The sequence below is a fragment of the Thauera sp. WB-2 genome, assembly GCF_027594845.1.
Taxonomy (GTDB): Bacteria; Pseudomonadota; Gammaproteobacteria; order Burkholderiales; family Rhodocyclaceae; genus Thauera; species Thauera mechernichensis.
Map to the genome: position 1 here is coordinate 2,024,112 of NZ_CP088935.1, position 12,917 is coordinate 2,037,028.

General features: G+C 65.8%; 11 protein-coding genes and 1 riboswitch. Of the genes, 4 read left to right on the forward strand and 7 right to left on the reverse strand.

Translation table 11 applies throughout. From position 1 onward, the window contains the following. Nucleotides 1–184: 184 nt before the first annotated feature. The 4 genes from LQF09_RS09235 to mnmC all read right to left on the reverse strand — a co-directional run bounded on the left by LQF09_RS09235 (nucleotide 185) and on the right by mnmC (nucleotide 4,472). The gene (locus tag LQF09_RS09235) at nucleotides 185–625 is read right to left on the reverse strand and encodes a phasin family protein (RefSeq protein ID WP_270069766.1); all 441 of its coding nucleotides are present in this window, start codon (nucleotides 623–625) and stop codon (nucleotides 185–187) included. A 142-nt stretch (nucleotides 626–767) separates the two neighbouring features. Next, nucleotides 768–1,436 (reverse strand): response regulator, encoded by a 669-nt coding sequence (locus LQF09_RS09240; RefSeq protein ID WP_002938624.1) that lies wholly within the window; start codon nucleotides 1,434–1,436, stop codon nucleotides 768–770. Nucleotides 1,437–1,449: 13 nt separating this feature from the next. Continuing rightward, nucleotides 1,450–2,553 carry a PAS domain-containing sensor histidine kinase gene (locus LQF09_RS09245; RefSeq protein WP_270069767.1) on the reverse strand — a complete coding sequence of 368 codons (1,104 nt, stop codon included), beginning with the start codon at nucleotides 2,551–2,553 and terminating at the stop codon, nucleotides 1,450–1,452. After that, nucleotides 2,550–4,472, reverse strand: coding sequence for a bifunctional tRNA (5-methylaminomethyl-2-thiouridine)(34)-methyltransferase MnmD/FAD-dependent 5-carboxymethylaminomethyl-2-thiouridine(34) oxidoreductase MnmC (gene mnmC, locus LQF09_RS09250; RefSeq protein ID WP_002927826.1), 1,923 nt, complete (start codon nucleotides 4,470–4,472; stop codon nucleotides 2,550–2,552). Before mnmC ends, LQF09_RS09245 begins: the two co-directional genes overlap by 4 nt. 107 nt (nucleotides 4,473–4,579) lie before the next feature. Here mnmC and LQF09_RS09255 point away from each other — a divergent pair, with 107 nt between their 5' ends. Continuing rightward, entirely contained in the window at nucleotides 4,580–5,410 is an 831-nt protein-coding gene (locus tag LQF09_RS09255; RefSeq protein WP_270069768.1) for an ion transporter, read from the forward strand. Here the strand turns inward: LQF09_RS09255 and LQF09_RS09260 are convergent. The 3 genes from LQF09_RS09260 to lysS form a co-directional block, all read right to left on the reverse strand. Further along, nucleotides 5,386–6,246, reverse strand: coding sequence for a putative RNA methyltransferase (locus LQF09_RS09260; protein WP_270069769.1), 861 nt, complete (start codon nucleotides 6,244–6,246; stop codon nucleotides 5,386–5,388). The genes LQF09_RS09255 and LQF09_RS09260 overlap by 25 nt on opposite strands. A 1-nt stretch (nucleotide 6,247) precedes the next feature. After that, complete coding sequence (locus LQF09_RS09265) at nucleotides 6,248–7,060, reverse strand: undecaprenyl-diphosphate phosphatase (RefSeq protein ID WP_002927834.1); 813 nt, start codon at nucleotides 7,058–7,060, stop codon at nucleotides 6,248–6,250. 96 nt (nucleotides 7,061–7,156) lie between these two features. Then, on the reverse strand, nucleotides 7,157–8,656 hold the full coding sequence (lysS, locus tag LQF09_RS09270) for a lysine--tRNA ligase (RefSeq protein ID WP_002927836.1): 1,500 nt from the start codon (nucleotides 8,654–8,656) through the stop codon (nucleotides 7,157–7,159). A gap of 273 nt (nucleotides 8,657–8,929) precedes the next feature. Here lysS and LQF09_RS09275 point away from each other — a divergent pair, with 273 nt between their 5' ends. From LQF09_RS09275 to cobW, 3 genes are all read left to right on the forward strand, one after another. Further along, a complete protein-coding gene (locus tag LQF09_RS09275) occupies nucleotides 8,930–10,717 on the forward strand; it encodes a methyl-accepting chemotaxis protein (RefSeq protein ID WP_002927838.1) in 1,788 nt (595 codons plus the stop codon). 68 nt (nucleotides 10,718–10,785) lie between these two features. Further along, nucleotides 10,786–11,006: riboswitch (cobalamin riboswitch) on the forward strand. Between the two features lie 157 nt (nucleotides 11,007–11,163). Next, nucleotides 11,164–11,775, forward strand: coding sequence for a cob(I)yrinic acid a,c-diamide adenosyltransferase (cobO, locus tag LQF09_RS09280; RefSeq protein WP_002927840.1), 612 nt, complete (start codon nucleotides 11,164–11,166; stop codon nucleotides 11,773–11,775). Nucleotides 11,776–11,839: 64 nt separating this feature from the next. Then, complete coding sequence (cobW, locus tag LQF09_RS09285; RefSeq protein WP_270069770.1) at nucleotides 11,840–12,916, forward strand: cobalamin biosynthesis protein CobW; 1,077 nt, start codon at nucleotides 11,840–11,842, stop codon at nucleotides 12,914–12,916. Nucleotide 12,917 lies beyond the last annotated feature (1 nt).

A 12,917-nucleotide genomic window follows, 5' to 3' on the forward strand; every position in this document is an offset into this window, starting at 1 on the left:
GCTTCGGTGGCGCACTCTTGCAGGCTGAAAGTTCCCTGCTTTGATCGACATCAATATTTTCGGACCCCTAGTGCTGGCGCGGTTTCTATCGATTTGCGTGCTTGATGATCATCAAGCACGCAAATCGCGGCGACAAAAAAGCCCCGGCAGGCCGGGGCTTGAAGCGGGGCGCTGGTACGCCTGGTCAGGCTGCCTTGCGGGTGCGTGACGCGGTGCTTGTGGCGGGCACGATGACCTCCAGCGGGTTGACCTTGCTCAGCTTGCCGGCCTCCTCGAACATCGACTGCATGGTTCGTTGCAGGTCTGCAAACTGGCGGGAACCCACTTCGACGACCTCGCTTTGCGTCTGCACGCAAAGCTTACTCACGTCACGCAAATAGCTGGTGAGGTGCTCGAAGCCCTTGCTCTGGGTGGCGCCCTGTGTCGCGAGTGCGCTGCGCAGGTCGCCCGATTCGAGCTGTGCGCCACTGTTCGAAGCCAGCTCGCACAAGGTGCGTGCGGTGTCGAGGTTGAGTGCGAGCAGTTTCTCCGCGGCGGAGAGGGTGATCTGTGCGTAGGCCTCGAGGTGTTCGATGCTGGCTTGGGCGTTTGCCGAGAATTTCTCGACGTTGGGTTGGTGGATCATGAAGGCCTCCGGACGGTCGTTGCAGGAAAGTGCTTGTTCTGGCAATGCTATATGAATGCGCGTTGCGCACCCATACCCGCTTCGCGCTGTTCTGCATACCGTGAACCCGGTAGCCATCGGCCAGGGACGGACGCCGGCAAGGTCAGGGCAGGCGAGAGAGCTCGCCTGCGGTGCTTGGGCTGATGCCGTTGGTGATCGCGTAACGTGTGAGTTCGGCGACATTGTGCAGGTCGAGCTTGCGCATGATGTTGCGCCTGTGCACCTCGACGGTGGACGGGGCGACATGCAGGCGTTCGGCAATGCGCGGTGAGGTGTAGCCCTCGGCAATGAGCTGGAGCACCTGGCGTTCGCGCGCGGTGAGGCGGGGCAGCGCGGTCTCGAGGCTGTCGCGGTCTCGCAGGGCGCCTGCAACTGCCCCAGCCACATCGGGGCAGATGTAGCTACGGCCCTGCTGCACCGTGCGGATCGCACGCAGCAACTCGTCGCCAGCCTCTGCCTTGGTGATGTAGCCGCTGGCGCCGGCGTTGAGCAGGTCCATGACGAACTGGCGGTCGGCGAAGGCCGAGAGGCCGATGACACGAACGCCGGGGTGGCTGGCACACAGCCTGCGGGTTGCCTCGATGCCGTTCATGCCCGGCATGGCGACGTCCATGCATACGAGATCCACCGCTTGGCGGGCGACGACAGCGAGGACTTCGTCGCCACTCGCCGCTTCGGCGACGACCTCCAGGCCGTTGTCACGGGCAAGCAGGGCACGCAGGGCGTGGCGGAACATCTGGTGGTCATCGGCAAGCACGATACGAAGCTTCATGATGGTCGCTCCGTCAACAAGTCAGGTGCGGGATGGAAACCTGTATGGCAGTGCCTTCTCCAGGCTTGGTCATCAGAACGAACTGGCCGCCTGCCAGCTCCACGCGTTCGCGCATCGTGATCAGCCCAAGTCCGGGCGTGCTGCCCGGTTGTCCGAGCAGGGCAAGCTCGAAGCCTACGCCGTCGTCCACGATGGACAGGCGCGTGCGCGTCGGCTCGCGCTCGAGCCCGATACGAACCTGCCCGGCGCATGCGTGCTTGGCACAGTTTGTCAAAGCCTCCTTCACCAGCCTGAACAGCAGGGTCTGGGCCTCGGCGGCGAGTCCGGGCGCTTCGGCACCGGCCGTTGTCAACACCACATCGAGCCGTGTGCGTTTTCTGAACGCTTCGACATATTCCCGCAGCGCAGGTTCGAGACCTGCGTAATCGAGTGTGGCCGGACGCAGGTCGGTGCAGATCTCGCGGATGCCTGCGGTGGTGTCCGCCAGCAGTGCGTCGACGTCCTCCAGCAGCGTTCCGCACGCTGCGCGCACTTGTGTGGGCAGGCTGTCGGCGAGGTTGGCGAACAGGATGCGCAGCGCGGCGAGGTTCGGACTGGCGCGGTCGTGGAGCGCGCTTGCAAGCTGGCGGCGTTCGCGTTCCTCGATCTCGATCATGTGGCGGGACAGTTCGGCCACGCGGGCGAGCTGGCGGATACGCTCGGCCTCGAGGCGTTTGCGCGTGGTGATGTCCTGTACCGTGCCGTAGAGTCTCACGACGCGACCGCTTGCGTCCTTGTGCGGCTCGATGACGGTGAAGTGGTGACGCTGCTTGCCCGAGGGCAGCAGCACCTCTTGCTCCAGCGAACAACGATCGCCGGTGTCGATTGCGTGCCAGAAGAGGTCGCGGGTGCGATCGAGCGAGCTCGGTGTGTAGTAGGACAAGACCTCGTTGATGTCCGGTTCGCCCAGGTGCTGAGGGCGCTCGAGCATGCGGAAGAGCTCGCGCGACCAGGTCATCCTTCCGCTGTCGCGGTCGAGTGTCCAGTCGCCGACCTGGGCAAGGCGTTGCGTCGTTGCCAGCCGCCATCCGGTCAGCTCGAGCGCGGCCCGCAACTCGGCGATGTTGCGGCCGCTCATTCGGCCGTACGCCCCGGGCGCGGCGGACGTAGCAGGAAGCGGCCCGGATCGAGTGCCTCCCAAAGGTCGCGCTCGAGCGGCAGTGGTTCGGCGCACAGCGCACTGGCGAGGCTCTCGGCCGCCAATGTCGTCCACACCAGGCCGCGTGCGCCGTAGCCTGACAGCACATGCAGTCCCGCCTGGCGTGCCAGACCTGCGAGTTCGGCCCGTGGCGCGGCTGTCCCGTCCGCAGGGAGGGCGCCGATCATCGGTAGGCGGTCGGGGGAGGCCGGGCGGAAACCCACACGGCCGCGCAGCGCAGTTGCGTCGAGGCCATGGGTGAAGCCAGGCAGCATGGCTTCGAGCTTGCCGAGGTTGTCGGCATGGTCGCGGGCGCGAAGCGCAGGCTCGCTGTCATCGACGTCGAAGGTCGCACCCGCGCAGCGCAGTCCGTCGATCTCCGGACTTACGTAGCCGCCGCGGCACACCACGACGCGCGGCGGGCTGGCACTGGCAGCAGGCAGCAGGGACACCTGTCCGCGGGCACTGACCACCGGGAGCCGCATGCCGGTGTCCAGTTCGAGTACGCCGACGCCGGCCGCAAGGATGACCACCGGCGCCGCCGCAATCAGCCGGTGCTGGTCGTCGTAGGCGTGCCATAGCCCGCCCTGGCGCTCGAGCTGAGTCAGCTTGCGGCCGAAGTGCGTGTGCAGGCTTTGCCCGCTTGCGGCCAGGTTGGCCGCGCACAGGCTGGGCGGCTGCACCCAGCCGCTGCCAGCGAACCACCATCCGCCCGCGGCGACGGTGCAGCCGGCGATGCGTGCGGCAGCGTCCGCGTCGACGTGGCTCAGATGCGAGGCGGGCAGGCCCAGGCGTTCGACCACCGCCTGCATCTTGGCTGCTTGCGCGCCGTCGCGTGCAAGGTGGAGCACGCCGCAGGCGTCCGCCTGCACGGCGAGGCCGCGCGCGCGCAGGCGCGCGATGTGCGCCCAGCCATGCAGCGTGCCGGCGCGTGTGAGCCGGCTCATGCGGTTGTCGTCCAGGCTGGGTAGCGGGCGCAGCACGCCTGCAAGGTTGCCGGAGGCGCCGTTTGCGGGGCCTGCTGCCTGGTCGATCAGTTCGATCGTCCAGCCCCGTGCGGCGAGGCGTTCGGCCATGCTGCACCCAGCCAGCCCCGCGCCCACGATGAGCGCATGTCCGCGTGCTGGCAGTGCCTGTTCGTCCGTCTGCGAGCGCGTCTCGCTGTTGGCGAGGATGCCGCACAGCATCTGGCGCTTGCCGCCGAAGCCTGCAGCCTTGCGGACCTCGAAGCCGGCGCGGCGCAAGCCTTCGCGGACTTCGCCCGCCACCGACCACGTGGCAAGCGTGGCGCCCGGTGCGGCCAGGCGGGCAAGCAGGTGAAAGATGCGCGCTGACCAGAGCTCAGGGTTGCGTGCGGGCGAGAAACCGTCGAGATAGAAGGCGTCTGCACGGGCTAGCAGCTGGGCCAGGCCCTCGCGTGCATCGCCGAAGTAAAGCGTCAGCGTCACCTGGTCGTTGTCCAGGTGCAGGCGGTGCAGGCCCTGCGTCAGTGCGGGCCATTGCGCGCGCAAGGCGTCCGCTTGTGCGGCAAGTTGTGGCCAGCGCGCATGCACGCGGGCAAGGTCTTCGGTGCTGAAGGGGTGCAGTTCGCAGGAGACGAAGTGCAAGCGTTTGCAACGCTGCGGGTCGGCTCGCCATGCGGCCCAGGTGGCGAGAAAGTTGAGTCCGAGTCCGAAGCCGGTCTCGAGGATGACGAAGTGTTCGCGGCCCTGCCAGCGTTCGGGCAGGGCGTTGCCGGCCAGGAACACGTGCTGCGCCTGGCCGAGCGCGCCATCGGCCGAGTGGTAGATGTCGTCGAAGGTGCTGGAGTAGGGAACGCCGTCGGCGCTGTGCTCGAGGCGGGCGGGGATGATCGGCATTGTGCGGCGGCGAGGTGTTCCGGCGCAGGGCCGGCGCCAAGGTGGTGTTTGAAAGCGTGTAATGGTAGCTTGCGCGCCGTTCAATTTCGATTCGCCCTGGTAACGCCATGTCCGCACTCAAAGCGCTCGTCGAATCTTCCCGATTCCAGAAATTCATCATCGCGGTGATCGTCATCAATGCGATCACACTCGGCCTGGAGACCTCGCCCACCGTGATGGCAGCGGCCGGTAGTGCGCTGGTCGTGCTGGACCGTGTCGCGCTCGCCATCTTCGTGCTCGAGATCGTGCTCAAGCTGGTCGTGTATCGGCACAATTTCTTCCGCAGCGGCTGGAACGTTTTCGATTTCCTGATCGTGGGCGTCACGCTGCTGCCGGTGGGCGAGGGCGTGTCGGTGCTGCGTGCGCTGCGCATCCTGCGCGCGCTGCGCCTGATCTCGGTGGTGCCGTCGATGCGCAAGGTGGTCAATGCGCTGCTGCGCGCGATCCCTGGCATGAGTTCCGTGCTGACGCTGCTGCTGCTGGTGTTCTACGTGGCCGCGGTGATGGCGACCAAGCTCTTTGCAACCGACTTTCCGGAGTGGTTCGGCAGCATCGGTGCGTCCTTCTACACCCTGTTCCAGGTGATGACGCTGGAGTCATGGTCGATGGGGATCGTGCGCCCGGTGATGGAGGTGCATCCGCTTGCATGGCTGTTCTTCGTCGTCTTCATCCTGACCACCACTTTCGCGGTCCTCAACCTGTTCATTGCCATCGTTGTGGACGCGATGAATACCAGCGATCATGCCGAGCAGGAGGAGACCCGCGAACTGGTGGTAACCGAGCATGAGCTGGTGATGGCGGAGCTGAAGGCCTTGCGCACGGAGCTTGCCGAGTTGCGCGCCGAGCGCGGCGGTGCTGCTCCGGCAAGCGGCGATCAGGCGCTGGCGAGCCGCCTGTAGGCGCGCAGGCGCACTTCGGCGCCAAGCGCGAGTCGCGTGAGCGCCGCTGCGCGTTCGCGCCCGGCGGGGCTGGTGCGGTAGAGGTGCGGAGTCATTGTCAGCAAGTCGGCGATGAGTGCAGCGCCTTCGAGCTCGAAGTCGAAGGCCAGGCGGCGTTGCTCGATCAGCTCGAAGCCTGCAGGTGGCGCATCGTCGAGCATGCGCTCGGGCTTGATACTCGGGTAGATGATCTCGCGCAGCGCGAGCAGGTGGCTCGGGCCGGTGTCGAGTTGCAGCAGTATGCCGCCGGGCCTGAGAACGCGCGCGAACTCGGCATGCACCGGGAAGCCGAAAAGGCACAGCACGGCATCGAGCGTGCCGGGCAGGATCGGCAACCGGGCATTGCTGCCCACGATCCAGCACGTGTGGGGATCCCGCCGCGCGGCGGCCAGCACTGCCCATTTCGAGATGTCGAGGCCGACGAGACTCAGGTTGTGGGCCTCGCCGACGGATTCCGCTACGCAGCGTAGGTAGTAGCCCTCGCCACAGCCCGCGTCCAGGCAGGCAAGCTCGTCGGTGTGCGCAGCGCCAAGCTCGATCAGTGCGGCGGCGACTGCATCGGCGATGGGACGGTAGTGGCCGGCCTCGAGGAATCGCCGCCGTGCAGCGACCATCTCCTTGCTGTCGCCGGGGTCCTTCGAGCGCTTGTGTTGCACCGGCAGCAGGTTGATGTAGCCCTGGCTTGCGATGTCGAAGCTGTGGCCCGCCTCGCAACGCCAGCAAGCGCCCCCGTGCTGCAGCGGTTCGCCATCAAGTGGGCAGGCGAGCGCAGTGAAGGGCGCGCGGGCGAAGCTCACATCAGTGCCCCCAGAAAAGCACCAGCAGCAAGCCGCCCAGCGCGAGCCGATAGATCACGAAGGGCAACATGCCGATGCGGTCGAGCAACTTCAGAAAGACGTGGATGCACAGGTAGGCACTGATTGCCGACAGCACCACCCCCCAGGCCATTGCCGACCAGTCCACGGCATGTTCTTCCCGGACAAGGTCGAGCGCACTCAGGCCACCGGCGAGGACGATCACCGGAATCGACAGCAGGAAGGAGAAGCGCGCAGCCCCCGAGCGTGACAGTCCGAGCAGAAGCCCAGCGGTCATCGTGACCCCTGAGCGCGAGGTACCGGGGATGAGCGCCAGGGCCTGTGCGCAGCCGATGAGCAGGATGTCGCGGCGGGAAAGCGCATGTTCGCTGCGAGGCTGGGCGACCTTGCGGCCATGCAGGTCGGCGACCCAGAGCAGCAGGCCGAAGCCGATCGTGGTCCACGCGATGACCAGCGGTGAGCGCAGCGCCTGCTCGATGAAGCCCTTGAACAGCAGTCCGGCGAGTCCGACCGGGATGGTGCCGAGGATGACTGCCCAAGCCAGGCGGCTGTCGCCGACGCGCTGCCTGCGGACGAGCGATGCAGCCCAATCCTTCGTCATGGCGGTGATTTCGTCGCGGAAGTACCACACCACCGCAACCAGAGTGCCCAGGTGCACGGCGACGTCGAAGGCAAGACCCTGGTCGTCCCAGCCAGCGAGCCTTGGGAACAGGATCAGGTGCGCCGAACTGGAGATGGGCAGGAATTCAGTGAGGCCCTGGAGGATTGCAAGGATGACGATCTGGATGAAATCCATCGGGGGCCCTTACCGGTGGTGTGTACGGGAGTGCGGCGCTCACGGCAAGGTGCCGTGGCGCCTGCACGCGATCGGGCGTGATGCGTGCTCAGTCGCTCATTCCATGCGCATTTGCGGGAAGAGGATGACGTCGCGGATTGACGGCGAGTCGGTGAGCAACATCACCAGGCGGTCGATGCCGATGCCGCAGCCGCCGGTCGGGGGCAAGCCGTACTCGAGCGCGCGGATGTAGTCGGCGTCGAAATACATGGCTTCCTCGTCGCCGGCCTCCTTGGCCTCGACCTGCGCACGGAAGCGCGCGGCCTGGTCCTCGGGGTCGTTGAGCTCGGAGAAGCCGTTGGCGATCTCGCGGCCGACGATGAAGAGCTCGAAGCGCTCGGTGATCTCGGGGTCGGTGTCGGAGGCGCGTGCCAGCGGCGAAACCTCGACCGGGTAGTCGATGATGAAGGTCGGCTCCCACAGTTCGGCTTCGGCGCAGGCTTCGAAAAGCTGCAGCTGCAGGCTGCCCAGGCCGCCCGGCTTCACCTTTTCGCCGAAGTCCTTGATCTTCTGCTTGAGCCACGCCGCGTCCGCCAGCTGCTCCAGCGTGAAGCCCGGGTGGTACTTGCGAATCGCCTCGACGATGGTGAGGCGGTGGAAGGGCTTGGAGAGGTCGAGCTCACGCCCCTGGTACACGAAGGATTCGGTGCCCAGCGCCTCGCGTGCGGCGTGGCGGATCAGGCCTTCGGTGAAGTCCATCAGCGTCTTGTAGTTCGCGTACGCCTCGTAGAACTCCATCATGGTGAATTCGGGGTTGTGGCGCGGGCTGAGGCCTTCGTTGCGGAAGTTGCGGTTGACCTCGAACACCTTCTCGAAGCCGCCCACCACCAGGCGCTTGAGGTAGAGCTCGGGCGCGATGCGCAGGAACAGCTCCATGTCGAGCGCATTGTGGTGGGTGGTGAAGGGCTTGGCTGCGGCGCCACCCGGGATCGGGTGCATCATCGGCGTCTCGACCTCGAGGAAGCCGTGGCCTGTCATGTAGTTGCGGATCGACTGCACCATGCGGCTGCGCGCCACGAAGGTGAAGCGCGACTGCTCGCTCATGATGAGGTCGACATAGCGTTGGCGGTACTTCTGCTCGACGTCGGTAAGGCCGTGGAACTTGTCCGGCAGCGGACGCAGGCTCTTGGTGAGCAGGCGGATCTCGCTGGCCTTGACCGACAGTTCGCCGGTCTTGGTCTTGAACACCGTGCCGACGCAGCCGACGATGTCGCCGATGTCCCAGGTCTTGAACTGTGCATACACGTCCTCGCCCACGCCGTCGCGCTGCACGTAGAGCTGGATGCGGCCCGACAGGTCCTGGATGGTGACGAAGCTCGCCTTGCCCATCACGCGCTTCAACATGATGCGGCCGGCCACCTTGACCTCGACCGGCATGGCTTCCAGCGCCTCGGCGTCTTTCTCGCCATACAGCTCGTCGAGCTTGCCGGCGGTGTTCTCGCGTGAGAAGTCGTTGGGGAAGGCACGGCCGCTCTGGCGCCAGGCAGCGAGTTTCTCGCGACGCTCGGCGATCAGGTGGTTTTCGTCCTGCGGCGGGGTGTTCGTCTGGTCGGACATGGTGTGGATTCGGGTCGGATGGAAATTCGTGGGCGCCGGCGCGGTGCCAGCGGCAAAGGCGTGATTGTCGCAGGCGGAGGGGGGGCAGGGCAATTGCGGCAGGGCAGCGTTGCCATCCCCTTCTGCCAGAGGGAGGGGGCAGCCGCGGGGTGACGGTGGCGCGGCAACGGGGCGTGCATTGTTTCTCGGAAATATTTCGCGAACCGCCCTAAAGTGCGTGCTCTGCACTCCGATAGTGGTATCACCGATCCTATTCGTCCCAGGAACCAGGAAATGAGCAGTTTCCGCGAGCTATACGAATCCGTCGAAAAGACGTTCTGGAACTCTCTGACCAAGAAGCTCAGCAGCTTCCTGTTGCTGCCGCTGCTGAACCTCTGCTACCTCGTCCTGTTCTGGTGGCAGTCGGCCGAGATCGAGCGTCTCATTGCACGAGGGCCCGAGGCAGCGGCCGGCATTACGGCGATGCTGGACAAGGGCTTCGTCATTGCGGTCTTCCTGAGCGCCCTTGCACTGGTGATGACGGTCGGACACATCCTCTACATGCGCCACCTGATCGTGCGTCCGGTGCGCGCCATCTGTGGCGTGTTCGAAGAGATCGCGCGCGGCGAAGGTGACTTCTCGCGCAACCTGCCGGTGAGCAGTCATGACGAACTCCGCGACCTGGCCCTCGGTTACAACCGCTTTGCCGACCGCATGCGCGAGATCATCGGCGAAGTGCGGAACATGAGCGTCAAGATTGCGCGCGAGGCCGTGCAGGTCAAGCTGCGCATCGAGGAGTCGGCCGCAGGCGCGCGCGAGCAGGAGCGCATGACCACTCAGGTTTTCGAAACCAGCACCGCCTCCACCGCGGCGATTGATGACGTCTCCCACAGTGCGCACCAGATCACCGACTCGACCAACGCCAACCTTGCCATTGCGCGTGACTCGCTGGTCGAGATGCAGGAGATTGCGGGCAAGATCAACACCGTCAGCGACAAGGTGCTCAGGTTCAACACCACGGTGGACGACCTGTCCACGCGTTCGGAGAGTGTCAAGCAGATCGCCGTGCTGATTCGCGAGATCGCAGACCAGACCAATCTGCTGGCGCTCAATGCCGCGATCGAGGCAGCGCGTGCCGGCGAGGCGGGGCGTGGCTTTGCCGTGGTCGCGGATGAGGTGCGCAAGCTGGCCGAGCGCGTCAACAAGGCCACCGAGGAGATCGTGGGCAACATCAATGGCATGCTGGGCCTGGTGGCGAACACCCGCAGCGAGAACGAGATCATCAATGTCGACGTGCAGGATACGCGGACGGTGGTCGAGCGCTCTGCGCGTCAGTTCGAGCACATGGTCGGCGAGTTCGAAGCCACGGGACAGCAGCTGAGCCAGATCGCCAGCGCGATGGAGTCGTTGAGCAGCACCAATGCCCGCGTGCACGAGAGTGTCACCGCCATCAACCAGCTGTCGGCCAAGGTTGGCGAGCAGATGCAGGACAGCGAGCAGCGAACGGTCGGGCTGACCAAGGCGACCGAGGCGGTACAGGAACTGGTGTCGCGCTTCAAGATCGGCCGCGGGACCTTTGACCAGGTGGTCGACCAGACCCGCATCTTCCGCGACCGCATCCAGGAACAGCTCGAGCAGATGGCGGCCAACCACGTCGATGTCTTCGATCGTCGCTATACGCCGATGGCCGGCACCAACCCGCCCAAGTTCAAGGTGAGCTGGGGCGAGGAGTTCACCCGCCGCTGCCAGGCCATCCTCGACGGCAGCCTCAATGCCGCGCAAGGCGCAGCGTTTGCCGTGGCGGTCAATACCGACAGCTACCTGTCGACCCACAACAGCAAGTTTTCCAAGCCGTTGACCGGCAATTACGAGGCTGATCTGGTCGGCAACCGTACCTGCCGCAAGTTCGACCGCCCACCCGAGCTGCGCGCGGCGCGCAATACCGAGTCGATGTTGTTGCAGACCTATCTGCGTGACACCGGCGAGGTGCTGTGCGACATCGCCATGCCGATCATGGTGGGTGGCCGGCACTGGGGCAATGTGCGGGTCGGTGTGCCTGCCGAATCCCTCATCGCCGACTGAACTGAATACCCGCATGGGGCATGCCGGCAGCAAGACGGCTTGCCCTGTGGGACTGCGGCGGCGTATAGTCCGCCCCGTATCGAACGGGAGCGCCTGGATGAGTCCTCATCCGGGTGTGAAACGGGAAGTCCGGTGAAGCGAGGCCATAGGCCCGCCATTCCGGCGCAGCCCCCGCTGCTGTAAGCCTGACGGTGCCATCAATCAATGCCACTGGAGCACACTGCTCCGGGAAGGCGATGGCAACCGGACGAAGGTGAGCCAGAAGACCGACCCGCTCGATCAGACAGGTAAGTGCCCCGGGGTGCGGGCAAATGCCGACTGCTTGAGCGGATCCATGATCCGCCCGCGTCCTGCCCGATCCGAGTCTCTGCGGTATCGCACGCGTTCATGCTGTCGCCATTGTTCCGCCCTCCGCTTACACCTTGGAAGACTTGGAGCGCGGAACGATGGATGAGAACAGGAAGCACAGCCACAATGAACGCATGCAGCGCAAGAAGGAGGTGGTCGATGCGGCCATCGAGCGCGCGCAGGAAGAACGCGGCATCGTCATCCTGATCACCGGCAACGGCAAGGGCAAGACGACCTCCGCCTTCGGCACCCTCTATCGTGCACTCGGCCATGGCCAGCAAGCGGGCGTGGTGCAGTTCATCAAGGGCACCCATGCTACCGGCGAGGTGGCCTTCCTGCAGCGCAACCCGGGCGCCTGCGCCGTGCGCTACCACGCGATGGCCACCGGCTTCACCTGGAACACGCAGAACTGGGACGCCGACAAGCGCGCCGCCGACGAAGCCTGGGCGCAGGCCGTCGCCATGCTCGCCGACCCGGCGCTGAGCCTCGTCGTGCTCGACGAGCTCACCTACATGCTCAAGTACAACTACCTCGACACCGAACAGGTGCTCGCCGCGGTGCGCGCGCGCCCGCCGAAGCAGACCGTGATCATTACCGGTCGCGCAGCCAAGCCCGAACTCGTCGACCTGGCCGACACGGTCAGCGAGATCGCCGACCGCAAGCACGCCTTCAAGGCCGGGGTGAAGGCCCAGGCCGGCATCGACTTCTGAGCGCCTGGCGCTTGCCTGCCGCACACATCCTGCGATCACACCCTCGCGCCCCCGGAGCATCCCGATGAGCATTCGCCCCAAGATCCCCGCCACCATCGTCACTGGCTTCCTCGGCAGCGGCAAGACGACCCTGCTGCGCCACATCCTCGCCCATGCGGGCGGGCGGCGAATCGCCGTCATCGTCAACGAGTTCGGTGAACTCGGCATCGACGGTGAGATCCTGCGCGGCTGCGGCATCGGCTGCGAGGATGAGGGAGGCGAGCGTGCTGGCCAGCTCTATGAGCTGGCCAACGGTTGCCTGTGCTGCACCGTTCAGGAGGAGTTCTACCCGGTGATGCGCGAGCTCATCGCACGCCGCGACGACATCGACCACATCCTCATCGAGACCTCCGGCCTCGCCCTGCCCAAGCCGCTGGTGCAGGCCTTCAACTGGCCCGAGATCCGCAACGCCTGCACTGTGGACGCGGTGATCACCGTGGTGGACGTGCCCGCCGCCGCGGCCGGCCAGTTCGCGGCCAACCCGCAGGCGGTGGACGCGCAGCGCCGAGCCGACCCCAACCTCGACCACGAGTCGCCGCTGCACGAGCTTTTCGAGGACCAGCTGTCGGCAGCCGATCTGGTGATCCTGTCCAAGACCGATCTTGCCGACGAGACGGCACGCGCTACCGTCGAGGCCCTGGTACGCGAGGAACTGCCGCCTGCAGTGAAGGTGGTCGCGAGCGAGCACGGGCGTATCGACCTCGACCTCGTCCTTGGCCTGGGCGCTGCCGCCGAGGACAACATCCACCTGCGTGCGAGCCACCACGACCATGAAGAGGGCGACGCCCACGACCATGACCACGACGCCTTCCAGTCGGTCTCGGTCGAGCTGCCCGCGGTCGATCGCGAGCGCCTGCTTGCCATCCTCCATGATCTGGTTCAGGCCCACACCATCTATCGCATCAAGGGCTTCGTGGCCCTGCCGGGCAAGCCGATGCGCCTGGTCGTGCATGGCGTCGGCCGGCGCTTCGACAGCTACTTCGACCGGCGCTGGCTGGCGGACGAGACGCCGCGTACCCGCCTGGTGCTGATCGGCGAGGACCTCGACGCCAGCGCTCTGGCGGCTGCGCTCGCCGTTGCCGAAGCGGTCGAGACCGCCTGAC

Bases quoted from the DNA above. Each gene is read 5' to 3' on its own strand.
- cobO (WP_002927840.1), top strand. From the start codon at position 11,164: ATGGATGAGAACAGGAAGCACAGCCACAATGAACGCATGCAGCGCAAG.
- LQF09_RS09255 (WP_270069768.1), top strand. From the start codon at position 4,580: ATGTCCGCACTCAAAGCGCTCGTCGAATCTTCCCGATTCCAGAAATTC.
- mnmC (WP_002927826.1), bottom strand. From the start codon at position 4,472: ATGCCGATCATCCCCGCCCGCCTCGAGCACAGCGCCGACGGCGTTCCC.
- LQF09_RS09240 (WP_002938624.1), bottom strand. From the start codon at position 1,436: ATGAAGCTTCGTATCGTGCTTGCCGATGACCACCAGATGTTCCGCCAC.
- LQF09_RS09275 (WP_002927838.1), top strand. From the start codon at position 8,930: ATGAGCAGTTTCCGCGAGCTATACGAATCCGTCGAAAAGACGTTCTGG.
- cobW (WP_270069770.1), top strand. From the start codon at position 11,840: ATGAGCATTCGCCCCAAGATCCCCGCCACCATCGTCACTGGCTTCCTC.
- LQF09_RS09235 (WP_270069766.1), bottom strand. From the start codon at position 625: ATGATCCACCAACCCAACGTCGAGAAATTCTCGGCAAACGCCCAAGCC.
- lysS (WP_002927836.1), bottom strand. From the start codon at position 8,656: ATGTCCGACCAGACGAACACCCCGCCGCAGGACGAAAACCACCTGATC.
- LQF09_RS09265 (WP_002927834.1), bottom strand. From the start codon at position 7,060: ATGGATTTCATCCAGATCGTCATCCTTGCAATCCTCCAGGGCCTCACT.
- LQF09_RS09245 (WP_270069767.1), bottom strand. From the start codon at position 2,553: ATGAGCGGCCGCAACATCGCCGAGTTGCGGGCCGCGCTCGAGCTGACC.